Origin of the sequence: Acidithiobacillus ferrivorans, assembly GCF_016250455.1 — a bacterium.
GTDB lineage: Bacteria > Pseudomonadota > Gammaproteobacteria > Acidithiobacillales > Acidithiobacillaceae > Acidithiobacillus > Acidithiobacillus ferrivorans.
Genome location: NZ_CP059488.1, coordinates 2,440,586 through 2,464,870, shown reverse-complemented (window position 1 = coordinate 2,464,870; position 24,285 = coordinate 2,440,586). Strand labels below are relative to the sequence as shown.

At 59.5% G+C, this 24,285-nt stretch carries 26 protein-coding genes; 14 read left to right on the top strand and 12 right to left on the bottom strand.

The annotated features are described in order from the left end of the window. The 7 genes from H2515_RS12325 to H2515_RS12300 form a co-directional block, all read right to left on the bottom strand. A complete protein-coding gene (locus H2515_RS12325) occupies positions 1-519 on the bottom strand; it encodes an LPS-assembly lipoprotein LptE (RefSeq protein WP_198660261.1) in 519 nt (172 codons plus the stop codon). Continuing rightward, the gene (leuS, locus tag H2515_RS12320; protein ID WP_198660260.1) at positions 516-2,981 is read right to left on the bottom strand and encodes a leucine--tRNA ligase; all 2,466 of its coding nucleotides are present in this window, start codon (positions 2,979-2,981) and stop codon (positions 516-518) included. The genes H2515_RS12325 and leuS overlap by 4 nt, the downstream gene beginning before the upstream one ends. Positions 2,982-3,162: 181 nt before the next feature. Continuing rightward, complete coding sequence (locus H2515_RS12315) at positions 3,163-3,426, bottom strand: Txe/YoeB family addiction module toxin (protein WP_035192076.1); 264 nt, start codon at positions 3,424-3,426, stop codon at positions 3,163-3,165. Continuing rightward, positions 3,423-3,665, bottom strand: a complete 243-nt coding sequence (locus H2515_RS12310) for a type II toxin-antitoxin system Phd/YefM family antitoxin (RefSeq protein WP_014028296.1) — start codon at positions 3,663-3,665, stop codon at positions 3,423-3,425. The genes H2515_RS12315 and H2515_RS12310 overlap by 4 nt, the downstream gene beginning before the upstream one ends. A gap of 170 nt (positions 3,666-3,835) precedes the next feature. Next, a complete protein-coding gene (locus H2515_RS16565) occupies positions 3,836-3,952 on the bottom strand; it encodes a helix-turn-helix domain-containing protein (protein ID WP_408626823.1) in 117 nt (38 codons plus the stop codon). 207 nt (positions 3,953-4,159) lie between these two features. Continuing rightward, positions 4,160-4,540, bottom strand: a complete 381-nt coding sequence (locus tag H2515_RS12305) for an HVO_A0114 family putative DNA-binding protein (RefSeq protein ID WP_198660259.1) — start codon at positions 4,538-4,540, stop codon at positions 4,160-4,162. Continuing rightward, on the bottom strand, positions 4,537-4,806 hold the full coding sequence (locus H2515_RS12300) for a hypothetical protein (RefSeq protein ID WP_041648543.1): 270 nt from the start codon (positions 4,804-4,806) through the stop codon (positions 4,537-4,539). The genes H2515_RS12305 and H2515_RS12300 overlap by 4 nt, the downstream gene beginning before the upstream one ends. A 202-nt stretch (positions 4,807-5,008) precedes the next feature. Here H2515_RS12300 and H2515_RS12295 point away from each other — a divergent pair, with 202 nt between their 5' ends. After that, positions 5,009-5,737 (top strand): M15 family metallopeptidase, encoded by a 729-nt coding sequence (locus tag H2515_RS12295; RefSeq protein WP_065413502.1) that lies wholly within the window; start codon positions 5,009-5,011, stop codon positions 5,735-5,737. Here the strand turns inward: H2515_RS12295 and H2515_RS12290 are convergent. Further along, complete coding sequence (locus H2515_RS12290) at positions 5,730-7,253, bottom strand: SulP family inorganic anion transporter (protein WP_014028301.1); 1,524 nt, start codon at positions 7,251-7,253, stop codon at positions 5,730-5,732. The two genes, H2515_RS12295 and H2515_RS12290, sit on opposite strands and share 8 nt — an antisense overlap. Positions 7,254-7,587: 334 nt before the next feature. Here H2515_RS12290 and H2515_RS12285 point away from each other — a divergent pair, with 334 nt between their 5' ends. Beyond that, complete coding sequence (locus H2515_RS12285) at positions 7,588-8,391, top strand: DNA-formamidopyrimidine glycosylase family protein (RefSeq protein ID WP_065413501.1); 804 nt, start codon at positions 7,588-7,590, stop codon at positions 8,389-8,391. Positions 8,392-8,403: 12 nt separating this feature from the next. Here H2515_RS12285 and H2515_RS12280 read toward each other — a convergent pair whose 3' ends face one another. Beyond that, complete coding sequence (locus H2515_RS12280) at positions 8,404-8,853, bottom strand: rhodanese-like domain-containing protein (protein ID WP_014028303.1); 450 nt, start codon at positions 8,851-8,853, stop codon at positions 8,404-8,406. A 280-nt stretch (positions 8,854-9,133) separates the two neighbouring features. Here H2515_RS12280 and H2515_RS12275 point away from each other — a divergent pair, with 280 nt between their 5' ends. The 6 genes from H2515_RS12275 (at position 9,134) to rpoS (ending at position 15,047) form a co-directional block, all read left to right on the top strand. Beyond that, on the top strand, positions 9,134-10,297 hold the full coding sequence (locus H2515_RS12275; RefSeq protein ID WP_035191809.1) for a cation diffusion facilitator family transporter: 1,164 nt from the start codon (positions 9,134-9,136) through the stop codon (positions 10,295-10,297). A gap of 154 nt (positions 10,298-10,451) precedes the next feature. Beyond that, entirely contained in the window at positions 10,452-11,867 is a 1,416-nt protein-coding gene (glnA, locus tag H2515_RS12270; RefSeq protein WP_014028305.1) for a glutamate--ammonia ligase, read from the top strand. A 203-nt stretch (positions 11,868-12,070) separates the two neighbouring features. Then, the gene (locus H2515_RS12265; protein WP_198661472.1) at positions 12,071-12,577 is read left to right on the top strand and encodes a DUF4124 domain-containing protein; all 507 of its coding nucleotides are present in this window, start codon (positions 12,071-12,073) and stop codon (positions 12,575-12,577) included. A 96-nt stretch (positions 12,578-12,673) separates the two neighbouring features. After that, positions 12,674-13,426, top strand: a complete 753-nt coding sequence (gene surE / locus H2515_RS12260; protein ID WP_035191808.1) for a 5'/3'-nucleotidase SurE — start codon at positions 12,674-12,676, stop codon at positions 13,424-13,426. Continuing rightward, positions 13,408-14,109, top strand: a complete 702-nt coding sequence (locus H2515_RS12255; protein ID WP_035191807.1) for a protein-L-isoaspartate(D-aspartate) O-methyltransferase — start codon at positions 13,408-13,410, stop codon at positions 14,107-14,109. The genes surE and H2515_RS12255 overlap by 19 nt, the downstream gene beginning before the upstream one ends. Then, on the top strand, positions 14,106-15,047 hold the full coding sequence (rpoS, locus tag H2515_RS12250; RefSeq protein WP_035191806.1) for an RNA polymerase sigma factor RpoS: 942 nt from the start codon (positions 14,106-14,108) through the stop codon (positions 15,045-15,047). The genes H2515_RS12255 and rpoS overlap by 4 nt, the downstream gene beginning before the upstream one ends. 27 nt (positions 15,048-15,074) lie before the next feature. Here the strand turns inward: rpoS and H2515_RS12245 are convergent, their stop codons facing one another. Continuing rightward, positions 15,075-15,449: an Mth938-like domain-containing protein gene (locus tag H2515_RS12245; protein ID WP_065413499.1), complete on the bottom strand. Its 375-nt coding sequence runs from the start codon at positions 15,447-15,449 to the stop codon at positions 15,075-15,077. 94 nt (positions 15,450-15,543) lie between these two features. Between H2515_RS12245 and alaC the strand changes: the two genes are divergently transcribed. From alaC to H2515_RS12220, 5 genes are read left to right on the top strand one after another with little or no spacing between them, the layout of a single operon-like run. Beyond that, positions 15,544-16,725, top strand: coding sequence for an alanine transaminase (gene alaC, locus H2515_RS12240; protein WP_198660258.1), 1,182 nt, complete (start codon positions 15,544-15,546; stop codon positions 16,723-16,725). Next, positions 16,725-18,047 carry a homoserine dehydrogenase gene (locus H2515_RS12235; RefSeq protein ID WP_198660257.1) on the top strand — a complete coding sequence of 441 codons (1,323 nt, stop codon included), beginning with the start codon at positions 16,725-16,727 and terminating at the stop codon, positions 18,045-18,047. Before alaC ends, H2515_RS12235 begins: the two co-directional genes overlap by 1 nt. 52 nt (positions 18,048-18,099) lie before the next feature. Continuing rightward, entirely contained in the window at positions 18,100-19,230 is a 1,131-nt protein-coding gene (gene thrC, locus H2515_RS12230) for a threonine synthase (RefSeq protein ID WP_198660256.1), read from the top strand. Further along, entirely contained in the window at positions 19,230-20,195 is a 966-nt protein-coding gene (locus H2515_RS12225; RefSeq protein WP_198660255.1) for a hypothetical protein, read from the top strand. The genes thrC and H2515_RS12225 overlap by 1 nt, the downstream gene beginning before the upstream one ends. Beyond that, complete coding sequence (locus H2515_RS12220) at positions 20,196-21,953, top strand: single-stranded-DNA-specific exonuclease RecJ (RefSeq protein WP_198660254.1); 1,758 nt, start codon at positions 20,196-20,198, stop codon at positions 21,951-21,953. It begins immediately after the preceding gene. A 29-nt stretch (positions 21,954-21,982) separates the two neighbouring features. On the opposite strand, the gene H2515_RS12215 is transcribed toward H2515_RS12220, so the two are convergent. Continuing rightward, a complete protein-coding gene (locus H2515_RS12215; protein ID WP_014028355.1) occupies positions 21,983-22,456 on the bottom strand; it encodes a V4R domain-containing protein in 474 nt (157 codons plus the stop codon). A gap of 39 nt (positions 22,457-22,495) precedes the next feature. Then, complete coding sequence (locus tag H2515_RS12210) at positions 22,496-22,690, bottom strand: hypothetical protein (RefSeq protein ID WP_198660253.1); 195 nt, start codon at positions 22,688-22,690, stop codon at positions 22,496-22,498. A 485-nt stretch (positions 22,691-23,175) separates the two neighbouring features. Here H2515_RS12210 and prfB point away from each other — a divergent pair. Next, positions 23,176-24,274 (top strand): peptide chain release factor 2 gene (prfB, locus tag H2515_RS12205; RefSeq protein ID WP_141672309.1). Its coding sequence is split into 2 segments (ribosomal slippage): positions 23,176-23,250 and positions 23,252-24,274, totalling 1,098 coding nucleotides; the frame shifts between segments, so codons are not numbered across the junction. The last annotated feature ends 11 nt before the right edge of the window (positions 24,275-24,285 follow it).

Here is a 24,285-nt window from a genome sequence, read left to right as displayed (position 1 = left end):
TCAGGGCGCCTGCTGGCGGAAAACGGGGCTGTTGAGCACCCGCCGCAGAATTTGTCGTGCGCCCTGTTCCATTAGCAGGCGTTGTGAGGTGACCTGCTGCTCATTGGTCGCCAGTGGGTTGCCACTGTTGTAGCTGAAGCTATTCTCCATGAGCAGCGGTTGCGACGCGAGGAGTATTTTATGGTCGCTGCCGATGACGCTGATATCGGCGTGCAAGGTATCGAGAAACTCCAGAGCCACACCGCTGCCTGGGCTGATGCTGATGATCCGCTGGCTGACATAGGCATTGTCGATCTGCAACAAGGGACCGCCCTGCTGCGCGTAGTTGCCGTCACGCTGTAATGCACGATCAACGGCCTGTGCCAGAGTGCCACCAGAAGGGCCGGTACCCGCCACGCGCAAGCCGGTCAGCTTGGGCGGAATGGTGGCCCCGGTTTGCAGATGAAAACCGCAGCCGCCCAGCACCAAGGCCAGCCCCGCCACGAGCCACCAGCGAATCCACTGCCGGGTACGGTTCATCCCGCCACCACGTTGACCAGACGGCCGGGTACGATGATCACTTTACGCACGGTTTTACCCTCCAGATGGTGCTGCATGGCCGGATCGGCCAGTACCCTCTGTTCGACGCTGGCGTTGTCCGCATCAGCGGGAAGATCCATGCGTTCGCGCAACTTGCCGTTGATCTGAATGACCAGGGTCACGGTATCGCAACGCAGGGCCCCGGCATCGGCGACGGGCCAGGACGCATGGCCGATCACGCCGCTTTGCCCCAGTTTTTCCCAAAGCACCTCGGCGATATGGGGCGCAAAGGGGGCCAGCAGCAGGGTCAGGGCGCGCAGTCCTTCGCCCAGCACCGCCCGTAAGTCGGCCGGGGCATCCGCGGGGACCTTCAGCAGGCTGTTGGTCAGTTCCATGATGGCAGCGATGGCGACGTTGAAATGATAGCGCCCGCTCATGTTGCGGCTGACCCGATCGATGCACTGATGTACCGCGCGGCGCAGGTCCACCGCCGCAGCGGAGAGCTCGGCGGGTAGTGCCGGGGGCGTGGCGCCATACTCGTGGACCAGACGCCAAAAGCGGTTGAGGAAGCGGTAAGCACCCTCCACGGCGCTGTCCGACCACTCCAGATGCTGTTCCGGCGGTGCCGCGAAGAGGATAAAGAGGCGCGCGGTATCGGCCCCATAGCGGTCGATTAGGCCTTGCGGGTCCACCGTGTTGCCCTTGGATTTGCTCATCTTGCTGCCGTCTTTGAGCACCATGCCCTGAGTCAGTAGATGGCGGAAGGGCTCATCGTGGGCGCCGTCGGCGGGTAGCAGGCCGACATCGCGGAGCAGGCGGTTGAAGAAGCGGGCATAGAGCAGATGCAGCACCGCGTGCTCCACACCGCCCACATACTGATCTACCGGCAGCCAGTCGGCGGCGCGCTGGTCGAGCATCTGCTCGGCATCGGGGCAGGCGAAACGAGCGTAATACCAGGAGCTCTCCACGAAGGTGTCCATGGTGTCGGTTTCCCGCCGGGCTGCGGCACCGCATTGCGGGCAGGCCACCTGGGTGAACTCGGGGTCGTCCAGCAGCGGCGAGCGCGGGTCTTTAAGCTGGTAGTGGGTCGGCAGGATCACCGGCAGATCCCGCTCCGGTACCGGCACGACGCCACAGTGGGGGCAGTGGATCATGGGGATAGGTGTGCCCCAGTAGCGCTGGCGGGAGATGCCCCAGTCGCGCAAACGGAAGTTGACGGTCTTCTGCCCCAGTCCCCTGGCGGCTACGGCCGCGGTGATGTGGCTCTTGGCCTCGTCATTGGCCAGGCCGTCGAAAGTCCCGGAGTTGAACAAGGTGCCGCTGCCGGTGTAGGCCTCCGCCATGGCTTCGCCGTCGGTGGCAACGCCCTCGGCCTGAATCACCGCGCGAATGGGCAGGCCATATTTGCGCGCGAACTCAAAGTCCCGCTGATCATGGGCGGGCACACTCATCACCGCGCCTTCGCCATAACCCATGAGCACGAAATTGGCGGTCCAGACAGGTAGCTCCACGCCGGTGAGGGGATGCTGCACGTTCAGGCCGAGGGGATGTCCCTCCTTCTCCTGGGTTTCGATGCTGGCTTCGGAAACGGACCCATGGCGGCAGCGTTCGAGGAAGGCCGCGAGTTCAGTGCTGTTTTCCGCTGCCTGAATGGCGAGAGGATGTTCCGGGGCTACCGCCAGATAGGTCGCCCCCATCAGGGTGTCGGGACGGGTGGTGAAGACCTTGATGACGCCGTCGCCAGTGGCCAACGGGAAGTGAATCTCTGCGCCTTCCGAACGACCGATCCAGTTGCGTTGCATGGTCAGCACCTGCTCCGGCCAGCCTTCGCTCAGGGTATCAAGTCCGCTCAGCAGTTCTTCGGCGTAGGCGGTAATGCGCAGAAAATACTGCACGATCTCCCGGCGCTCAACGGGCGCGCCGGAGCGCCAGCCACAGCCGTCCACCACCTGCTCGTTGGCGAGGACGGTCTGGTCCACCGGGTCCCAGTTGACGGTGCTCAGCTTCTGATAGACCAGCCCCTTCTCCCAGAGCTTCACGAACAGCCACTGCTCCCAGCGATAGTAATCCGGCGTGCAGGTGGCGAACTCCCGCGACCAGTCGTAAGACAGGCCCAGTCGTTGCAGCTGTCCGCGCATGTGGGCGATGTTGTCCATGGTCCACTGCGCCGGGGCTAAACCATGCTTGAGGGCCGCATTCTCCGCAGGCAGGCCGAAGGCATCCCAACCCATGGGCTGCATGACTTCCTTGCCCAGCATGCGCTGATAACGGGCGATGGCATCAGCGATGCTGTAGTTGCGCACATGTCCCATGTGCAATTGCCCGGAGGGGTAGGGAAACATGGCCAGGGCGTAGAACTTTTCGCCCGATGGCCTAGCTGAGGCCTTGAAGGTCTGCTGATCCTGCCAGCGCTGCTGCACGGCGGCTTCGAGTTCTTGCGGGGAATAGGCGGGAGTGTCCATGGGTTTATCTTGAGCCGGATACCGAATGTGGCACAAAGGTTGCCATAGGCACCGGGGTGGCGCAATGGTTTACGGCGCTATTTCAGCCATCGGGCAAGGGGTAAGACGGGTTCTGGCTTGGGCATAGGTGGCTACATGGCCTTCCGCGATCGCCTGTTCACCGCGTGCAATGGCTTCCATATCATTCATAGTGCGTCCACATCCGCAGGACGCGAACTATTTTCTCTTTCGTGAAAACTTCGTACACGATACGGTGCTGAATATTGATGCGGCGAGCGTATGCGCCAGCTAGATCGCCGACCAACTTTTCAAAGGGTGGTGGATTTTGAAATGGATCGTTGGCAAGAACCGCGAGCAGTTCTTGCGCCTTTGATTTAAGGCCACTTGCAGCAAGCTTCTTTGCATCCTTCATTGCATGCTTGGAATAAACAACGTCCCAATTCACCACTCAAGCTCCTTCGAGCTTTTTGGGAGGGGCTCAGCCATACCCGCCTTGATGGACTCGCGCATGCCAGGCACGGCCAGAAGGTACAAGGTTTCTTGAATTGCGCTCCAATCTTCCGCGGAGAGCAGCACGGCACTGCCACGTTTTCCGGAAATGATGATTGGCTCATGAGACTCTGCTGTTTGATCAATGAGCCGGTACAGATTTGCGCGAGCTTCGCTGGCGGTAAGCGTGTTCATTTCGTGCTCCTTCAAAGAAGCCTTTATGGTACGTGTTCACGTACGTTTGTCAAGTGACTATGCGAGGGCTACACCGGGCGCATCTGTCAGGCTTGTAGTGAAAGCCGTAGAAGATGCAGTGCGCCCCGCAACGTTCAAGTTGGGCCTTGCGATGAGGAACCGCAAGTTGCTCATGAGTGATCGGGAGACGCAGAGAGCTTTACACCGAGAGCATGAAGTAGCTTGAGCATTGTGTCGTAGCGTGGCTTGGCGCCAGGCGTAAGCGCCTTGTAATTGTACTGCGCCATAGTGCTGTGTAACTGCTCGAGATCGTCCATGGTGCGGCAACCCCCGAAATCATACTCATCGAAGACTCCTTCGGCCACTGTATAGGGCGGCCCGTTGAACCATGACGGGTCATCATAAAGCGGCCGACTATCCTCGTGCGCGATACAAATGGCGGCGATGGTTCTGGTGCCAATTCCCACCTGTCAGCTTACGGCACGGACCTGAAATCAGGCCAAGCTACCCCGGTCGTGGGTGCCAAACACGTCAATATCCACTGTGATGCGGCGAGCGAGAACTTCGGGAATTTTTGTCTTGCCTTTCCCTTCACGTAACCGTACCAGACCGCAGGCCTCCAGTTTGCTCAGTGTACGGCTGACGTTGGGCTCGGCGCGGTGCAACTGTCTGGCGAGTGCGGCAACGGACTCCGGATGCGTTCTATCAATTGCAGCCAACAACTCCCGGTTTTCAGAGATCAATAAACGCAGCACCGCGCCGGCAGATTCATAGGCTACGCCACCAACATTAGTAGGGACAGCACGTTCACCACGGACAACCGCCAGCATTTCAGCCTTGAGTTCCTGAAGATGTTGTATCTTGGGTTGCATCATCTCAATTTCTCCTCGACTATTACGTACTGAACATCCAGGTCACGCAACGTGCGTTCAACTTCCCCGAAAAAATCCACCAGGAGCTGCTCCACCGAAACATAAGCATAGGGACGCCCTGGATCGTCGATAGTCCTGTGCCAATGATCCGCCTGAGTGGGGTTTTCAAAGTACCCGCTTTCAAGGATGTGTCGCCTGCTGTCGTATCCAAGCAGTAGCTCCAACTGGTATTCTGGTAGTTCAGCAATCCCATGCTGATGGGATTGCATGGGGTATGCCAGATGTCGAGCGATTCCTCCTGACGGAAGTTTGGTCACTAAACCACGGCGCGACGGATATCTGCCCCATGGGCAAGACACACAGACCATTACTAACCGCCTAATGCGGACAGGCGCTATTCGTAACGCCCCCATTTGACTTGCTTCCCAGGCAAATGATTATCTGTTTCTTCAACGCGACCGGGACAAGGCGATGCGCACTGATTATCTGACCATACCCATCCGGGACTGCGGTGAGCCGCTGCAGGAGATTCCTGAAAGCGCCTTCCCACGGGTGACCCCGCATCCTTACCGCGCAGTGGGGGCGCCTTATACCGGGTCGCCCTGGCGGCTGCGCTCCGGGGCGCTTTCTGCCTTATATCGGGCGCAATCCTTGTTGTCGGCTCGACGTCCGGGATGGCGTATTGCGCTGTTCGATGCCTATCGGCCACTGGCTGTTCAGCACTTCATGGTCTGGGATGCCTTCCGGCGCGAGGCGCAGGCGATGGACTGCCTTACCAGGCTCGCGTCCTGCGCCGGGCCGGAAGCGTTGGCGCGCCTGGATCCCGAAATCCATGCCCTGCTTGCCCCCAAAGTGTACCGCTTTTGGGGGATTCCCGACCCGGATCCCTGCCGTCCGCCACCGCACAGCACGGGTGCCGCCATAGACTGTAAACTGGTGGATGGAGAAGGTCGGGATGTACCCATGGGCGGACCGGTCGATGATTTCACCGATCGTGCCATCCCGGATTTTTACGCGGCTGCCCTGCCGGGAACGCCAGAGTATCTCCATCATCAGAATCGTGAGCTACTGGTCTTGGTCATGACCCAGGCAGGGTTTGTGCAGCATGTTGGAGAATGGTGGCACTTCTCCATCGGAGATCAGATGTGGGCCTATGCGCTGGGCGCAGAGCACGCGCTTTATGGACGAATCCTCAGCTAATCTTGTCATCCGCCACATGATAACGCGGGTCTTCTGCCACGTTAAAGACCACCAGATCCTTTGCCTTCTCCAGCAAATCCCGGCAGTCACCGCTCAAATGGCGCAGATACAGCTTCTTGCCCCGCTTCTCGTAGCGCTCGGCCAGCGCATCAATGGCCTCGATGGCGGAATGATCGACAATCCGCGCCCCGGCAAAGTCGATGATGACCACGTCCGGATCTTCTGCCGGGGTAAAGAGGTTACGGAAGGCAGTCACCGAGGCAAAAAACAGCGTTCCTTGCAAGGTGTAAATCTTGTGCCCTTCCGCATTGATGCTGGTTTTAACGCCAATCTGCTTGGCGTGCTGCCAGGCAAAGGCCAGCGCCGCGATGATGACCCCCGCCACTACCGCCAGGGTAATATTGACCAGCACCGTAATGGCGGCGACCAGAATGCCGATGACTATGTCGGTGCGCGGCACCTTGCCGAAAAAGCGCAGACTGCTCCATTCAAAAGTCTTTTCCACCACCACGAACATCACGCCGACCAGTGCGGCAATGGGCACCTGCTGAATCCAGTGTGAAGCCAGCACAATAAAGGACAGCAAAAAGAGGGCCGTGGTAACGCCCGACAGGCGCTTAATGGCGCCGTTACCAACGTTGATGATGCTCTCCCCCAGCATGGCGCAGCCGCCCATGGCGCCAAAAAAACCGCTGACCACATTGGCAAGACCCTGCGCCATGGACTCCTGATTCGGCTTGCCGCGGGTGTCGGTCATCTCGTCGATCAGGTTCAGGGTCAGCAGGGTTTCCACCAAACCGTTGGCGGCCATAACCAGGGCATAGGGGAAGATGACGACCAGCGTGTGCCAGTTCATTGGCACTTCCGGCAGATGAAAGCTGGGCAGGCCGCCGGCCAGCGATGCCACGTCGCCGACGGTCACCGTAGGAATCTTGAAGGCGACGACGAGGAGGGTGGTCAGTAGAGCACCCGCGAGCGTTGCCGGGATCGCCTTGGTGATGCGTGGCGTCAGATAAATAGCCACCATGGTCAGGGCGACCAGCCCGATCATGATATAAAGCGGCGTACCACGCATCCAGACCATGGCGCCTTGGGCATCCCTGATCTTGAAATGCTCCAGTTGCGCCATGAAAATCACGATAGCGAGGCCGTTGATGAAACCGAGCATGACCGGGTGGGGGATCAGGCGCACGAATTTACTCAGCCGCGCCGCCGCGAAGAAGAGTTGCAGCAGGCCCATCAGGATGACGGCAGCAAACAGGTATTCTGCCCCGTGGGAAACCACCAGCGCCACCATCACCACTGCCGTAGCACCGCTGGCGCCGGACACCATACCCGGCCGCCCACCCCAGAGCGAAGTGATAAACACCAGGATAACCGCCGCGTATAAGCCGGTTAACGGCGAGACATGGGCGACAAAGGCGAAGGCGATGGCTTCTGGTACCAGAGCCAGCGCCACGGTAATGCCGCTGAGGATGTTGATCTTGTTTTCTTCAAATCGGGACAGGCTTTGCATCGGACTGCTCCACTTGAGGCAAATGCGTCTCCATGCCGGGTCGGGCCTTAGGCCCACAGTGCAGCAGGAAGCAGCAGTAGAGTTCAAAAATGAGAAGGGCGAGAGCTTCGCCAGAGTGCGGTCAGCAGTGACCAGCATAGAGGATGAGGTTGAAACTCACATCGGAGACAGCACCTGATTCATTAAAGGCTTAATGACTAAATACCGTACCAGAAGCCTGATTTATAATCAAACGGCTTTGCCGCCCAGCCTCTGCCGCCATTGGCGCGCCAGCGCCCACAGGTTAGACTAGGGCGCTTATCACGGGTCTCATAACATTGTTCCGGAGAAAAACATGGCCGAGTTGCCAGAAATAGAACTGCTCAGACAAAAGCTGCGGCGCAGTATCCTGCACAAGCGGGTCGGCGTCATGCAGATGCAGAATGCCAAAGGCGAGCCACTGTCCGATGGCGCCGGGATGGATGATGCCGCCCTCCAGGGCAAAGCCATCACTGACCTGCATCGCTATGGTCAATACCTTTTCCTGGAACTGGATCGCAAAGACATCCTCGCCATGCAATTGGGCGGTGAGTTGAGCGGCGAACTTGAACGCGGCCCTGCTCAGGCAGAAGGCGGGGAAGAGCCGCGTGCGGCATTGGAGATTCAGATCAATGGCCAGCAGCGCTTGCGTTTTCAGGGGACCCAGTTGGGTAACCGCCTGCGCCTGCTGGATGAAAACAGCGATGTGGATTTCCTGACCAAGCTCGGCCCGGATCCGCTGATGGTGCATGGAGAAGGGCTCGGAGTATTGCGCGAAGCCCTGAGTCGTCGCCGCAGTGCCCTGCGTAACATCCTGCTGGATGATACTTTCGCGCCGGGCATCGGCGGTATCTGGGCGGATGAAATCCTCTTTCAGGCCCGTTTGCGGCCGGATCGCACCGCGACCAGCCTCAGCGAAGAAGATCGCGAGCGTTTCCTGGAGCAGATCCCCAAGGTGCTGGATCGTGCCGTGCGCTGTCAGGCGAAGACCAACCTGCTGCCCAAGACCTTCCTCACCCGCCATCGGGCAGATGGGCACTGTCCGAGTTGTGGCGGGGCACTGGAGACCCTTTCGGTGGGGGGTAAGAGCGCGCTGTTCTGCCCGGCCTGCCAGTCTTAAGCAGACCGCAACCTACTTATGTCTCCAGGGTAAACCGCTGGCCTTCCAGCCTTCTACCTTGCCGCGCTGGCCGTGGGTGTCGTGTTTGCCCTCAAAGCCCCCGAGGATGTTATAGCAATGGCCATAACCCAGGTCGGCCAGATGTTCAGCAGCCGCCAGAGAGCGGCCACCCGTCCGGCACAGTAACAGCAGTAAATCGCCGGGTTGGGCTTTCTTGCGCAGCTCTGCGTCAAAGTCGGCATTGGGGGTCATGCCCGGATACTGTTGCCACGGCACATGGCAGCAGCCCTCTACGAAACCCGAGAAATCCAGTTCCGGCTGGGAGCGCACGTCAATCAGGATGGCCTTGGGATGGTCGCGCAACACCGCATGCGCTTCCTCTGGCGTCATATCTCCGGCGTGGCGTTTGCCAGCAGCCTTGGCCCGCTCCTGCGCCTTCTGCAAAATCGCTTCGGTATTCATAGCGTTCACCTCGTCCTGTAAATCGGTTTGGATGCCAGGAGGATTAAACAGCATCTGCGCATATATTGTGCGTGTCCCCGCTTTTCGGCAAGCCCGCCGCCAGATCTTATCTGTGGGCATTGCCTTGACAATCGCCAGCGAATTGACGATTGTCCGACCAAATATCCAGACAGATAACCCGAGACACGGTCATGAGTCAGTGAGATACCCTGAATCGTTTCAAACCCGCATTGGTTGCCGACTTTACGGATGACCGCAACACCTTGAGAGGCCCTGAGTAGTGGCAGAAAGCATCAGTCGCACGGAACGCGGCAAGCAGAACATGCGGGTGACCCTGATGGGGGCGGGCACCAACGTGGTGCTGTTTTTCATCAAACTGGCGGGGGGCATTTTCGGGCACTCTAGTGCACTGGTGGCGGACGCCATCCATTCCCTTTCGGATCTGCTGTCTGATCTTGGGTTGGTGTTCGCCATGCACTTCAGCAGCCAGCCGCCGGATCAGGAGCATCCCTACGGCCATGAGCGTTTTGAAACGCTGGCGGCGCTGGCCACGGGCAGCCTGCTGGCCATCAACGGGGCCGGGATCGGCTACGAGGCGGTCCAGCGGCTCATTATCGGTCATTACGGCATGCCAGCCAGCTGGACCCTCTACATCGCCGCCTTTGCCATCATCGCCAAAGAGTCACTCTACCAGATCACTATCCGGGTAGCCCGCAGGACCCGTTCGGCCGCATTGCGCGTCAATGCCTGGGATCACCGTACCGATGCGATTTCCAGTGTCATCGTGTTTATCGGTATCGGTGGCAGCTTGCTGGGCGCGCCTTATCTGGACTCGGTCGTCGCCCTTATCGTCGCCCTTATGGTGCTGCGGATCGGCCTGGTCACCGGCTGGGAAGCGGTGCAGGAGCTGGCAGATCGTGGCCTTAGCGATGAAGCACTGGCAGCGATTCGCGAGGTGATTCTCGGCTGCGAGGGGGTGCGCGATTTGCACCTGCTCAAAACCCGTAAAATCGGCCATCAGGCCCTGGCCGAGGTGCATCTGCAGGTGATGCCGACCCTGAGCGTCTCCGAGGGACACCAGATTGCTGAGCGGGTGCGAATAACGTTGTTGCGGCAGGTGGATGAGCTGGCTGATGCTACCATCCACATCGACAGCGAAGATGATGAGGATGGGGGCGTGGTTCTGCCGCCGCGCAGCGAGATTGAAAAAGTGGTGTGCGAATGTCTGCTGGCGCGGAACTTGCCTGTAGCAGAGCAAATGACCTTGCATTACCTCAAGGATGGCGTCGTGATCTGCATGCGTTATCACTTGCCGCCAGCGGAAACATTCGCTAGCCTGCAGGACATGGAAACACGGCTTCAGGACGCCTTGCAGGGGCAGGTGCCGGGCTTGCAGCAGGTGGATGTGGTCTGGCAGTTGCCAAAAACACCGACCGCTCTATAGTGGTGCATAATTTTTGGTTGCACCATAACTGGGCCCAATATTGGTGCGTATGGAGTCCGAATTGTTGTCGGCATGGTGGTTAATAGTCTGGTATGAATTTTGTACGCGCAGTTTGCTCAGGGTCGTGAATATTTCTTGATTGAAGGAGAAGCAAATGGGTTACAGCCCCAGTGATGTGGTTAAGTTGATTAAAGAAAAAGACATCAAGTTTATCGATTTCCGCTTTACCGATACCAAGGGTAAGGAACAGCATGTCTCCGTCCCCGGCCACACTATCGAAAAAGACACCTTCGTCGAGGGTAAGGCTTTTGATGGCTCCTCCATCACCGGCTGGAAGGGCATTAACGAGTCCGACATGATTCTCCTGCCCGAGGCCGAGTCTGCCGTTCTCGATCCTTTTACGGATGAAACCACCCTCATTATCCGCTGCGACGTCATTGAGCCCGCCACCGGCCAAGGCTATGAGCGCGATCCCCGCTCCGTCGCCAAGCGTGCCGAGATCTACCTGAAGAGCACGGGCATTGCCGACACCTCCTACTTTGGTCCCGAAAATGAATTTTTTGTTTTCGATTCCGTGACCTGGAATATCGATATGAGCGGCTGTGCTTACAAGGTGGATGCCGAAGAGGCCGCATGGAATTCTGGCAAGGAATATGAATCCGGCAATATGGGCCATCGCCCCGGCGTCAAGGGCGGCTATTTTCCGGTCCCACCCGTTGATTCGGCGCAGGATTTGCGCTCCGCCATGTGTCTGGCCATGGAAGAAATGGGTTTGAAGGTGGAAGTGCATCACCATGAGGTGGCTACGGCCGGGCAGCACGAAATCGGTGTCGGTTTTAATACGCTGACCCGCAAGGCGGACGAGGTGCAGATCCTCAAATATGTCGTCCACAACGTAGCGGCGGCTTATGGTCAGACGGCGACTTTCATGCCCAAGCCCATCGTCGGTGACAACGGCAGCGGCATGCATGTCCACCAGTCCCTCGGCAAGGATGGCAAGAATATCTTTGCTGGTGACTTGTACGGCGGACTGTCGGAAATTGCCCTGTACTACATCGGCGGCATCATCAAGCATGCCAAGGCGATTAACGCGCTGACCAACCCCAGCACCAATAGTTACAAGCGTCTGGTACCCCATTATGAGGCGCCGGTGTTACTGGCCTATTCTGCCAAGAACCGTTCGGCGTCCATCCGTATTCCCTTCGTCAACAGCCCCAAGGCCCGACGCATCGAAATACGTTTCCCGGACTCCACCGCCAACCCCTACCTGGCGTTCTCTGCCATGCTGATGGCGGGTCTGGACGGTATCCAGAATAAAATTCATCCCGGCGACGCCATGGACAAGAATCTTTATGATCTGCCCGCGGAAGAGCAGGCCAACATCCCCGGCGTGGCGGCATCCCTGGAAGAAGCCCTGCGCGCCCTGGAAGCCGATCATGACTTCCTCATGAAGGGGGGTGTGTTCTCCGAGAGCTGGCTGGAAGGTTATCTGGATGTGAAGTGGGCCGAAGTGCAGACCCTGCGTATGACCACCCATCCGGTGGAGTTCCAGATGTACTACAGTCTCTGAGATGGGATATAGCCCGCCACGGCGGGCTTTTCCCCGGCGCCATCAGCTCCGTGCTTTATGCGGGGCTTTTTTGTGGCCGCTGCCTTGACAATCGGGGGCCTGGCGACCATATAGAGAAATGCCACGCTGGTCAGGAGAGCAGGATGATGAAGTGCGGAACCCCCCCCCTTACATCTGGTAAGGGTGAATCAAAGCGCCCACTAATGGCGGGCGTGTGTATTTTCCTGTCGGCCTTTCTGATCAGCACTTCTGCGGATGCGTCAACCATTTATCGCTGGGTGGGCGGTGGTGGAGTCGTCAGCTATGGCGAAACCCCACCTGCGGGCGCTAAAGACGTCGAGCAGATCTCCGGGGCACCGCAGAACTCGGTCAGCACGCCCGTGTCGGCGTCCAGTGCTAGTGTTGACACCCCATCGCCATCTGCCGCACCCACGCCCACCCGACCCGTGGTAAATCCAGCCTTGAAGCGTCTGCAGGCGGAGCTGGCTGTGGCGCGGCTGGCGCTGCTTCAGGCGACCAAAAACTACGAGCAGGGCAAGGCCATACGCACCGGCAACGAGCGTAATTATGCGCGCTATCTGGACCGGGTAAACGGTCTGAAACAGGCGATGGATGCGGCGCAATTGCGCGCGCTGTTGCTCCAGCGACAGATCCAACAGGTACAGAATGAAGGTCCGGCGCCAGCGACTCCAGAGGTCGCGGCGCATTAGTTTGCCGGGTGCAGCGCGTATCTGAAGATGGACCCGAAGGTGCTTCGTAGCTTACCATAGCCGGAGGATAGCCACTGCACGCCTTTGGGAGACCTAATGCCGCGTTTCTTGCTCAGTAACGATGATGGTTATCTGGCACCGGGACTGGCGGCACTTGCCGAAGCAATAAGGCCTTTAGGCGATTTGGAGGTACTGGCGCCGGAGCAGGATCGTAGCGGCGCCAGCAACTCCCTCACCCTGGACCGGCCGTTGCGGATGCGTACCGGGCTCAACGGTTTTCACTATCTGGTCGGCGGTACACCCACGGACTGTGTCCACCTCGCCGTCACCGGCATATTCGCGGAAACACCTGATATGGTGGTCTCCGGTATCAATCGCGGCGCCAATATGGGGGATGATGTGCTCTACTCCGGCACGGTGGCCGCCGCCACCGAGGGGCGTTTTCTCGGTTTGCCGGCTATTGCGGTTTCCCTGGCCGGACGCGATTGCACCCACTTTTCGACTGCGGCGCAGGTGGCCGCCAAGTTGGTGATCGGGGTGCTGAGTCATGCGCTACCTGCCGATACCATTCTCAATGTGAACGTACCGGATTTGCCCTACGATGAAATCCGCGGATTTGAAGTGACGCGTCTGGGGCGTCGCCACAAGAGCGACATGGTGATACCGGCGGCGGATCCGCGCGGCGATCCTGTTTACTGGATTGGCCCTTCCGGACGGGAGGCAGATGCCGGTCCCGGTACCGACTTTGACGCGGTGCGCCGCGGTTACGTCTCCATTACGCCGCTCGATCTGGATATGACCCGCTACAATTTTCTGGATGGTTTGAGTCAATGGCTGCTTCGTTGCTAGCCTTGAGTCCTGAAGTCGGCATGATTTCCCCGCGTACCCGGGGGCGGATGGTGCTCCGTCTGCGCGCGGAAGGCATCCGTGACGAGCGGGTGCTGGACGCGATGAACCGGGTTCCGCGTCACCGCTTTGTCGCGCAGGCGTTGGCGGGGCGTGCCTATGAGCCGGTGTCTCTGCCTATCGGCTATGGGCAGACTATCTCTCAGCCCTGGACCGTGGCGCGGATGATGGAGGCGATCCTGGAGGACAGGGAGGTGCCGCAGCGGGTGCTGGAGATCGGTACTGGTTCCGCCTACCAGACCGCCGTGTTGGCAGAGCTGGGGGCTGAGGTCTTCAGTATTGAGCGTATCGGCCCGCTTCAGGAGATGGCGGAGGTGTTACTGGGGCGGCTGGGCTACCGTCAGGTGCATCTGCATCACGGAGACGGCAGTGGCGGCTGGCCGGAAAAGGCGCCCTTTGATGCGATTGTCATCACGGCTGCAGTGCCCTGCGCCCTGGCGCCTCTTTATCGCCAGTTGCGGGCCGGGGGTAGTCTGGTGATGCCGGTGGAAGAATGCGGCAGGCAGCATCTGCAAGTCAGTCATTGGGATGGCAGTGCGGCGCAGGTGATTTCGCTGGGTACCTGCCATTTTGTCCCTTTGCTGGCGGGAACGGTTGCGGTGGCCTCTGGAGAGTGTGTCGGATGAAAAGCGCGAGCAGAGACGAGGAAGAGAACGTTCAGGCAATAGCCTCAGAGATGGAAGCGGATGTTCCGGAAAAAGCCGAGGAGGTAGAAGATCTTGGTGAGACCCATGATTGGGATGCTACCCGCTGTTATCTGCGGGAAATTGGGCATAGTCCGCTGCTGACAGCAGAACAGGAGGTCACTCTCGGGCGCCGGGTTCAGGCCGGAGATCAGGCGGCACGCTGCACCATGATAGAGAGTAACCTGCGTCTGGTGGTAAAGGTGGCGCGGCGTTATATCAACCGGGGTTTGCCACTCCTGGATCTGATCGAAGAGGGTAATCTCGGGCTGATTCGGTCGGTGGAGAAGTTCGATCCAGAGCGCGGTTTTCGCTTTTCCACCTACGCGACCTGGTGGATTCGCCAGAATATCGAGCGCGCGCTGATGAATCAGACTCGCACCATCCGCCTGCCCATCCACATCATGAAGGAACTCAGCACTGTGCTGCGCGCGGTCCGCTGTCTCGGGCAAACCCTGCAACGAGACCCGACGCCGGAGGAGGTGGCAGAGGCGCTCCACCGCCCGGTAGAAGCAGTGCGTGGCTGTCTGCAAATGGATGGTCGGGTGACGAGCTTGGATGTGCCTCATGGCCGGGACTCGGATCGACCCCTGGCGGATATCATTGCCGATGTTGATGCGCTGGGGATTGAAGCGGACCTGGCTGACCGAGATCTCTCCCAGCAGGTGCACCAGTGGATTGCAACCATGACCGAGAAGCATCGGTTAGTACTGTTCTGGCGCTTCGGTCTGGATGGTACTGATGGGGCGACGCTGGAAGAGGTCGGTTCTCGCCTCGGCGTTACTCGGGAGCGGGTGCGGCAGATTCAGGTAGAGGCACTGCTGGTGCTGCGCCAGCGCATTGAAGAGGAGGGTCTGACATCGGAGAGCCTTTTCGGCTGACGGTAACGTCGGCGGATGCCAGTGCGTTCAGGCCTCGGGCGGCAGCAGGGCGGCGATGACCACGCGATCTTCGGCCAGCAGGATGTTGTAGGTGCGGCAAGCGGCGCCGGTGTCCATCACCTCTACGGCGAGATCAGCGATGCGTAGGGCACGCATGAGTTCCAGCGGAAAATGCTGACGCTTGCCGGTGCCCAACAACACAATATCGGGCTTGCGTGCCAGTACTTCGGCAAAGTGCGTGAGTTGGAGCGCGCTGAGATGCTCCGGTCCCCAGGGGCTGTGCAGCCAGTCGGCACCGACCAGCAGGCCGTGTGCGTGGCGCTTGCCGTGGATGACGATGCCCTGCGGACCATAGGCATGGATGAGATTGCGGTGAGCGTCGCGTTGCAGGTGTAATTTCATGTTGAATGTCCTTCATGCGGATTGACAGGTCCGCTTTGCCTCTCTATTGTTCTTCGATTTCGGCATTCGCTACAACCCTGAAGGCCCGCGCCACATGAACAGTGACTTTGAACGTATCCGTCGTCTGCCCCCTTATGTATTTAACATCGTTACGGACCTGAAGAATCAGGCCCGCAAGCGGGGCGAGGATATCATCGACTTTGGCATGGGTAATCCTGATCAGCCCACGCCCCAGTATATTGTCGACAAACTCTGTGAAACGGCCCAGCGCGGCGATACCCATCGCTACAGCGTGTCGCGCGGCATTCCCCGCTTGCGGCGCGCCATCACGGGCTGGTACGAACGGCGCTATGGCGTGCAGCTTGATCCGGAGTCTGAAGCCATTGTCACCATCGGCTCGAAGGAGGGTATTGCCCATCTGGCGCTGGCGACCATGGGCCCCGGCGATACGGTGCTGGTGCCGAGCCCGACTTATCCCATCCATCCCTATGGCTTTGTCATCTCGGGCGCCGACGTGCGCCATGTGCCGATGCTGCCGGGGGTGGATTTCTTCGAGGAACTGGAAAAAGCCGTCAAGGCCGCCTGGCCGAAGCCGAAGATGCTGGTGATCAACTTCCCCCACAACCCGACGGCGGCGGTCGTGGATCTGGACTTTTTCGAGCGGATTGTCGCGTTTGCCAAGGAGCACCGTATTTGGGTGGTGCATGATCTGGCCTATGCGGATATCGTCTTTGATGGCTATAAAGCGCCGAGCTTTTTGCAGGTGCCAGGGGCCAAGGACGTGGGCGTCGAATTCTTCACCCTTTCCAAGAGCTATAACATGCCCGGCTGGCGGGTGGGTTTTGCGGTGGGGAATCCGAAGCTGGTGGGTGCGCTGGCGCGAATGAAGAGTTATCTGGATTACGGCACTTTTACCCCCATTCAGGTGGCGGCTATCACCGCACTGGAAGGGCCGCAGGATTGCGTGGAAGATATCCGGCTGATGTATGAGCAGCGCCGCGACGTGCTCTGCGAGGGGCTGGATGCCGCGGGCTGGGTGGTCGACAAGCCCAAGGCAACCATGTTTGTCTGGGCAAAAATTCCCGAAGCCTTGCGCAAGATGGGCTCCCTGGAATTCTCCAAGCTGGTACTGGACCGCGCCAAGGTGGCGGTGAGCCCTGGCATCGGCTTTGGTGAGTTGGGCGACGAATATGTGCGTTTCGGGCTGGTGGAGAATGAGCACCGCACCCGACAGGCCATCCGCGGCATCAAACACATGTTTCGTGAGGATCTGTAATGGCGGATGCAATGGAGCCGGTACGGATCGGTATTCTTGGTATGGGCACGGTGGGTCAGGGCACGGTGCGGGTGTTGGAGCGCAATGCCGAAGAAATCGTGCGCCGGGTCGGACGCGAGTTACGGGTAGTGCATGTGGCAGTGCGTAATCCCGCACGTTTGGCGGGACTGGGTCTGGATGCGCGGATCAGCAGCGATCCCTGGGCGGTGGTGCGCGATCCCGAGGTGGACGTGGTCGTCGAGGTGATGGGGGGCCAGGAGCCGGCCCTGAGCTTGTTGATGGCCGCTATCGCGGCGGGTAAGCATGTGGTGACCGCTAACAAGGCACTGCTGGCCGAGCATGGCAACGAGATTTTTGCGGCGGCGCAGACGCAGGGGGTGATGGTTGCCTTCGAGGCGGCGGTGGCGGGTGCCATTCCCATCATCAAGGCGATCCGCGAGGGGCTGGCGGGCAACCGGATTCAGTGGCTGGCGGGCATTATCAACGGCACCAGCAACTATATCCTCTCCCAGATGTTCCACGCGGGTTGGGACTTTGAGCAGGCCCTGGCTGAGGCGCAGCAGTTGGGTTATGCCGAGGCCGATCCGGGGCTGGATGTGGATGGCGGCGATGCCGCGCACAAGATTACCCTGATGGCGTCTATTGCTTTCGGTATCCCGGTGGATTTCGCCCATTGTCATGTGGAAGGCATTCGTGCGCTGGAACGGACCGATGTGGTCTATGCCGCCGAGCTGGGCTATCGCATCAAGCTGCTGGGGATTGCGCGGCGCCGCGCGGATGGCGTCGAGTTGCGGGTACATCCGACCCTGATTCCCCATAGCCATCTGCTGGCCAATGTGGAGGGACCCTTCAACGCGATTCTGGTGGAGAGCGATGCGGCGGGACAGAGCCTTTATTATGGACGCGGCGCGGGCGGCGATCCCACGGCCAGCGCCGTGGTGGCTGACCTGGTGGATGTGGCGCGGACCATGACCGCCGATCCCAGCAACCGGGTGCCCCATCTTGCCTTCCAGCCCAATGCCATGAGTATCTTGCCGCTGTTGCCCATGGCTGAGGTGGAGAGCGCTTATTATCTGCGCATTCGTGCCCGTAACCGCCCCGGTGTCCTGGCACAGGTGGCGACGATGCTGGCGGAATATGAGATTTCCATCGAAGCGCTGGTGCAGAAAGAGGCGCCGGAGGCAGACAGCGTGCCCATCGTCCTGCTGCTGCACCGCTGCCGGGAGGGTGACCTGGAGCAGGCCATCGCCCGCATTGAAGCCCTGCCAGTGGTCGTTCAGCCCGTATTGCGTCTACGCGTCGAGAGTTTGGCGGAAGGGTGATCCATCCGGCAAACCGAATTTTGGCATTTCATTTTAAAATCAGGATAACTTCATGACCCGTTATACCGGCATCATCGACCACTACCGTGCTTTCCTGCCCCTGGCTCCCGAGACTCAGGCGGTGAGCCTGGGCGAGGGCAATACGCCGCTGATCGAATGCATCAATCTGCCCCGCCAGCTCGGCCTCGATATCCGTCTTTTCCTCAAATTTGAGGGCTTGAATCCCACTGGCTCCTTCAAGGATCGCGGCATGACCATGGCGGTGACCAAGGCCAAGGAAGAGGGCAGCGAGATGGTGATTTGCGCCTCTACCGGCAACACTTCGGCGGCCGCGGCGGCCTACGCGGCGCGGGCGGGAATGCGCGCTTTCGTGGTGATCCCGGAAGGCAAGATTGCCCTCGGCAAACTCTCCCAGGCGATGATGCATGGTGCCATGGTGTTGCAGATTCGCGGCAACTTCGATGCGGGCATGCAGATCGTCCAGGATGTCGCCGCCAATGCGCCCATCACTTTGGTGAACTCGGTGAATCCTTACCGCTTGCAGGGCCAGAAGACGGCGGCCTTCGAGATTGTCGAGGCGCTGGGCGAGGCGCCCGATTATCATGCCCTGCCCGTGGGCAATGCCGGTAATATCACCGCCCACTGGATGGGCTATTGTGAAGCCACTGACGGGCGGACTGACCAGTCCCAGTCTCTGACCGCTTCCTGCAAATTCTGCGATGGCGCCTGCACCTATGGTCACGGTAAGGCGGGCAAACGACCGAAGATGCTGGGCTTTCAGGCGGCAGGCAGTGCCCCCTTCATCGTCGGCCACTATGTGAAAGACCCCGAGACCATTGCCACGGCCATCCGTATCGGTCATCCCATGTCCTGGGATCAGGCGCATCGGGTGCAGGCGGAAAGCGGCGGCTGGTTTGGCGGTCATAGCGATGCCGAGATTCTGGAGGCGCAGCGCTGGCTGGCGCAACATGAGGGCGTTTTCTGCGAACCGGCTTCGGCGACTTCGGTGGCGGGGGTGGTGGCTGCGGCCCGCGCCGGAAAAATTGAAGCGGGCGCGACGGTGGTCTGTACCCTCACCGGGCATGGCCTCAAAGATCCTGATACCGCTATCGCTCAGGGTGGCGAAGTGCTCACCGTGGATGCCAGTCTGGAGGCCGTGCAGCGCGCCATCCTGGACCGCTGATGGCTGATCTCTGCCTCTGGCTCTCGGGTCTGCGCGGCGTGCCGGAGGACGACCTGGGAGCGGTGCTGCCGCGTTACTGGGGGCGTGGGCGGGCGGAACGGTTAACGGCTGCTTCCTCTCTGGAGGTGGCAGGGCGTTTGCTGGGTTTCGCAGGGTTGTTGCCCGCTGCGGCATTGTTGGCGGAGTCTGAGGGTATAGCGACCGAAGGGCACTGGGTCATCGCCCTGGAGCCAGTGGCGTTTCGCGGACAGGCGGGGCGGGCGGTGTTACAGCCTCTGCCCGGCCTGGAAGAGGCTGCTGCCGCGGCCCTGTTTACGTCTGCTGTTGAGCATATGGCGGATACCCCCTGGATTCTGCGCCGCGGCGCCCGGCGCTGGTATGTGCTGGCCGCCAACACGCCCGACCTGCACTGTCCCGATCCCGAACAAGTCTGGGGCCGCGAGCCGCTGGCCCTGCAAGCCACCGGTGCCGATGCCCGGCGCTGGAATGCCTTCCTCAATGAGTTGCAGATGCTCCTCGCCGCCCATCCCGTCAATCAGGATGTCGATGCCAGCGGTCAGGAACCCTGGTGTCTGTTCTGGGCCTGGGGGGAGGGGCGTTTGCCCTCTGTGCGGCCCATTCCGAAGTGGCGGACCGTGGCGGCGGAGGCGGACTACCTGCAGGCCGCGGCCTGCTGGCTGGGTTTGCCACTGTCTTATCCCAAGGCGTTGCAGGCCGCAATAAAACTCCCCGATGATCTGCTTTGGGTCTGGCCTGGGGCCTGGCTTTATCCCGATGCGGCAAAGTCTTTTGCGGCGCTGGTCCCGGCCCTGTCATCGTTGTGGCGGCGTGGCGGGTGCCTGGAGTGCCTGACGGGTGTGCTTGCCAGCGGTGATATAGAGCGCCTTACGCTTCGCCGTGCAGATCGCTGGCGCTTCTGGCGTCGCCCGGCCCGGCCCGGTCATGCCTTGCCGGGGGTCTGGTAGATGACTGAAACTGTGCGCATCGTTGACCGTCCGGTGGCAGCGGCGATATTGCACGCGGCGTTGCGTCTCGGATATACCCCGCTCCAGGCCCGGATTATTGCCGGTCGACTGAGTGATGCGGACGTGGCGAAGCTGCCGGCATTGTTGAGTCTGCAGTTGAGTGGCCTCACCCCGCCCGACTTGCTGCCCGATATCGACATCGCTTGCGACGCCGTGGTTTCCGCCATCCGCCAGGAACTCCCCATCCTCCTGATTTCCGATTTCGACTGTGATGGCGCCTCGGCCCATGCGGTGCTGAAGTTTGCATTCCGGGATTATTTCGGCGTTCCGGAACAGCGGATTCACAGCTATATCGGACATCGTCTGCGGGACGGCTACGGCGTCACCGAAACCCTGACCGACCGCATTATTGCGGAGGCCCCCCGTCCCGCCTTAATTGTTACCGCAGATCAGGGGAGCACGGATCACGAACGGATTGCCCGGTTGCGGGATCATGGTTTTATCATCGTCGTCACGGATCATCACGGCGTGCCCGCATCCGGGCCGCCCCCGGCGGCCGTGGCTTGTGTAAACCCGGTGCGCGACGATTCGGCGTTTCCCGATCCGTACATCGCCGGCGTGCATGTGGCGTGGCTGCTGTGCTGTGCGCTTCGTCAGCGGCTTATTCGGGATGGCGACCTTCCCGCCACTGCTCCAAAACTCGGCGGTCTGCTGGATCTCGTCGCCCTGGGCACCATGGCCGATTGTGTCAATCTGGCGCGGTCCACCAATAACAAGGCGATTATCGCCCGCGGCCTGGCGATCATGAACTCACCGCTTGCGCGGCCCGCCTGGCGGGCCTTGTATGTTGCCACGAACGGCAAAGGCCCCATCACCGCCGCTACCCTGGCATTTAATTTTGCGCCCGTCATCAACGCCCGCGGACGCCTGGATTCGGCACTGGGCAGTGTGAATCTGTTGATGAGCGATAACGCTCCGGCCGCGGAAGAACTGGCGCAGCATTTCGTCGAGCATAACACCGAACGTAAGGCGGTCCAGTCGAATATGCTGCACAGAAGCACCAAACAGGCGGCACAGCAGGTAAGAGATGGCGCCGCGGCGATTACGATATTCGACTCGGAAGGCCACGCGGGTGTCCATGGCATTTGTGCGGCGCGACTGGCGGAGTCTTTCGGTCGGCCGGTCGCTTATTTCTCGCCCAAAGCCGAGGGCGAGCATATCACCGCCTCTCTGCGAACCGTGCATGGCTTTCATGTGCGGGATGCCCTGGCGGAGATAGCCGATCGTTATCCCGATGATTTTACCGCCTGGGGTGGCCATGCCGGCGCTGGTGGGGTGACCTTAAAGCGCGATGGTCTGCAGCGCTTTGCAGAAGCGTGGGCCTCTATCGCCGCAAGCGCATTGCGCGACCACAGAGTCGGCCCGGAGATTGTCACCGATGGTGCGCTGGAGGTGACTCCCAGCTTCGCCGTTGTGGAAGAACTGGCCGCCTTAGAACCTTTTGGCCGCCAATGGGAGCACCCCGTTTTCAGAGGCCACGGCCGGATTGAACAGGTCCGCCCGGTGGGTGACGGCAGGCATCTGAAACTGGTTGTGAAAATGGATGCGATGGACTACGACGCCATCTGGTTCGGTGCCGTGGAAAGTGGCGTCTGCCCGGTGGGAGTGGGGCAGACGGTACTCATGGCTTACGAGCTGGATACTAATACGTTCCGGGATACGACGACGCTGCAGTTGCGGATTCGGTATGCCAATTAGACCTCATGTATCATTCTGTCGCATTACCATTACTTCTGTATTACATCAAAGCCACATGATTCATGTCCAAGCCCGCCTATGCAAGTAACCTCGCGGACGTTAACCTTGTTTTTAAAGATGCCCTCTGCTACGCCGGCAATCAAACCGCCCTCGAAAGAACACAGGGTGCGCCCGACAGGTTCCATTCCAGAACAGGTAACACATTCGTAAACATCAATATGTAGTTGCCCTTTATCATTTTCCCCAGTTTTTATGACCCCTATTTTAAGTTGTTCGCATAATTCTACAAATTGGCTTAGATCTTTTAACCCAAGGCTATATCCAAGGTGTCTTCCTGATAGGTATGCCTGTGCTGTAGAACTAACACCAAACATATCCTCTAGAAGAATAAGACGCACCAGCCTGAATAGTGCGATTGGTGCTTCATTACCTAAAGTCGGGCGCACTACTTTTGTTGCGTTTGCGAAGTCGATTTTTTCAAAAAGATTGGTTTCTATCGTCACAGGTCACCTTGTTATGGAAATTTTTGTTATGGACATTGATCATATTTCGCATGGCTCCGGCTGGGTGTGAATCGAGACGCCATACGATTTTAATGTATCCAATTGTTTAATTGGTTGCCATTCTTCTTGCTTGTTGGGATGCTTAAGCGGTGCAGGCAACGCGTCATTCATTAATGAGCGGATCGTTTTGGCTTCGCGGTTAAGGCGCGCCCGGACCTCCTGGGGGTAGGCCACCGGGTACGCCTGGTGAATTGCCGTAGCCATTGTTGTACTGACCAGGTCCCTGGTCGGGTGGTGGTGGTGGGGGTTGCTGGTTGTACCCCTGATTTCCATTTCCGCCGTAAGGGCTAACGGTACAGCCTGATAGCGCTAAAATACCCAAGACAAGCGCAGCGATTCTTCCAGTTGAAATAGGCATGGCACATTCCCTCGCAGTGTTCATGCATTCAGTCTAGCTCAACCGCCACCCCAACGCACTGCCGCCAGCACCGTTCATGCACTCACTGCGGAGAGTGTGTGGTGTATACTCGCCCCGTGGAAACGAAATTGTCTCGCGGGGCCCAGTGGATGGAATGGACGTTTTTTGATGCCCCGCCATCCCTGCCGAAACACTGCTGGAGATCAGCACCGAATATGCGCATAATTGGAAGTTTTGCGTGCAGGGCAACCGGGTGCGCGCGGGTATGGTCCTGATGCAACCTGATGGAAAAGGAAGAATCATGAGAGAAGTGAATGAGATGCGTGCGCTGCACGAAGATCTCCAGGTCCGTGTCGCGGGCCTGAGGGGGTATCTTTGACCTCGAAGAAAAGCGCGGTCGCTTAGAGGAAGTTCAACGGGAGCTGGAAGACCCGACCATCTGGAACAACGCCGAAAAGGCCCAGGAACTGGGTCGCGAACGGGCTGCTCTGGAAGCCATCATCACGCCTATGGACAAGCTCACCGCTAGCCTCGCCGATGGCAGCGAGATGCTGGAGTTGGCCCTGAGCGAGCAGGACGAAGAACTCCTCGCCGCTGTCGATGCGGATCTCGATAGCGCGCTGGCCATGGTCGAGAAGTTGGAATTCCAGCGCATGTTCTCTGGCGCGCAGGATGCGGCAAACTGCTTTGTGGATATTCAGGCGGGCGCGGGCGGCACCGAGGCGCAGGACTGGGCGGAAATGATTCTGCGCATGTATTTGCACTGGGCCGAGTCCCATGGCTTTGCGGCGGAACTGGTGGAGGTCTCCGAGGGCGAAGTGGCGGGCATCAAGTCGGCCAGCATCCATGTGCGCGGTGACCATGCCTTCGGTTGGCTGCGTAGCGAAACCGGCGTCCATCGCCTGGTGCGCAAATCGCCTTTCGACTCCGGCAATCGCCGTCATACCAGCTTCGCCAGCGTCTTTATTTATCCCGAGATTGACGATAGTTTCGAGGTGGATATCAATCCGGCGGACCTTAAGGTGGACACCTATCGGGCCAGCGGGGCGGGTGGTCAGCACGTCAACAAGACCGACTCGGCCATTCGTATCACCCATGTGCCCTCGGGCATTGTCGTGGCCTGCCAGACCGACCGCTCGCAGCACAAGAACCGGGCCGAGGCCATGCGCATGTTGCGCTCCAAACTCTATGAGATGGAGATGCAGAAACGTGCCGTCGAAAAGCAGGCGCTGGAGGACAGCAAAAGCGATATCGGCTGGGGTCATCAGATCCGTTCCTATGTGCTGGATCAGTCGCGGATCAAAGACCTGCGCACCGGGGTCGAAGTGGGCGACACCCAGAAGGTGCTCGATGGGGCGCTGGATATTTTCATTGAAGCGGCGTTGAAGGCCGGATTGTAAGCGGTAGTCAC

What these genes read in the sequence shown, in the direction of transcription:
- H2515_RS12325 (WP_198660261.1), bottom strand. Translation starts at nt 519, where the DNA reads ATGAACCGTACCCGGCAGTGGATTCGCTGGTGGCTCGTGGCGGGGCTG.
- leuS (WP_198660260.1), bottom strand. Translation starts at nt 2,981, where the DNA reads ATGGACACTCCCGCCTATTCCCCGCAAGAACTCGAAGCCGCCGTGCAG.
- H2515_RS12310 (WP_014028296.1), bottom strand. Translation starts at nt 3,665, where the DNA reads ATGAACACGCTTACCGCCAGCGAAGCTCGCGCAAATCTGTACCGGCTC.
- H2515_RS16565 (WP_408626823.1), bottom strand. Translation starts at nt 3,952, where the DNA reads ATGGCGCAGTACAATTACAAGGCGCTTACGCCTGGCGCCAAGCCACGC.
- H2515_RS12305 (WP_198660259.1), bottom strand. Translation starts at nt 4,540, where the DNA reads ATGATGCAACCCAAGATACAACATCTTCAGGAACTCAAGGCTGAAATG.
- H2515_RS12300 (WP_041648543.1), bottom strand. Translation starts at nt 4,806, where the DNA reads ATGCAATCCCATCAGCATGGGATTGCTGAACTACCAGAATACCAGTTG.
- H2515_RS12295 (WP_065413502.1), top strand. Translation starts at nt 5,009, where the DNA reads ATGCGCACTGATTATCTGACCATACCCATCCGGGACTGCGGTGAGCCG.
- H2515_RS12290 (WP_014028301.1), bottom strand. Translation starts at nt 7,253, where the DNA reads ATGCAAAGCCTGTCCCGATTTGAAGAAAACAAGATCAACATCCTCAGC.
- H2515_RS12285 (WP_065413501.1), top strand. Translation starts at nt 7,588, where the DNA reads ATGGCCGAGTTGCCAGAAATAGAACTGCTCAGACAAAAGCTGCGGCGC.
- H2515_RS12280 (WP_014028303.1), bottom strand. Translation starts at nt 8,853, where the DNA reads ATGAATACCGAAGCGATTTTGCAGAAGGCGCAGGAGCGGGCCAAGGCT.
- glnA (WP_014028305.1), top strand. Translation starts at nt 10,452, where the DNA reads ATGGGTTACAGCCCCAGTGATGTGGTTAAGTTGATTAAAGAAAAAGAC.
- H2515_RS12265 (WP_198661472.1), top strand. Translation starts at nt 12,071, where the DNA reads ATGGCGGGCGTGTGTATTTTCCTGTCGGCCTTTCTGATCAGCACTTCT.
- surE (WP_035191808.1), top strand. Translation starts at nt 12,674, where the DNA reads ATGCCGCGTTTCTTGCTCAGTAACGATGATGGTTATCTGGCACCGGGA.
- H2515_RS12255 (WP_035191807.1), top strand. Translation starts at nt 13,408, where the DNA reads ATGGCTGCTTCGTTGCTAGCCTTGAGTCCTGAAGTCGGCATGATTTCC.
- rpoS (WP_035191806.1), top strand. Translation starts at nt 14,106, where the DNA reads ATGAAAAGCGCGAGCAGAGACGAGGAAGAGAACGTTCAGGCAATAGCC.
- H2515_RS12245 (WP_065413499.1), bottom strand. Translation starts at nt 15,449, where the DNA reads ATGAAATTACACCTGCAACGCGACGCTCACCGCAATCTCATCCATGCC.
- alaC (WP_198660258.1), top strand. Translation starts at nt 15,544, where the DNA reads ATGAACAGTGACTTTGAACGTATCCGTCGTCTGCCCCCTTATGTATTT.
- H2515_RS12235 (WP_198660257.1), top strand. Translation starts at nt 16,725, where the DNA reads ATGGCGGATGCAATGGAGCCGGTACGGATCGGTATTCTTGGTATGGGC.
- thrC (WP_198660256.1), top strand. Translation starts at nt 18,100, where the DNA reads ATGACCCGTTATACCGGCATCATCGACCACTACCGTGCTTTCCTGCCC.
- H2515_RS12225 (WP_198660255.1), top strand. Translation starts at nt 19,230, where the DNA reads ATGGCTGATCTCTGCCTCTGGCTCTCGGGTCTGCGCGGCGTGCCGGAG.
- H2515_RS12220 (WP_198660254.1), top strand. Translation starts at nt 20,196, where the DNA reads ATGACTGAAACTGTGCGCATCGTTGACCGTCCGGTGGCAGCGGCGATA.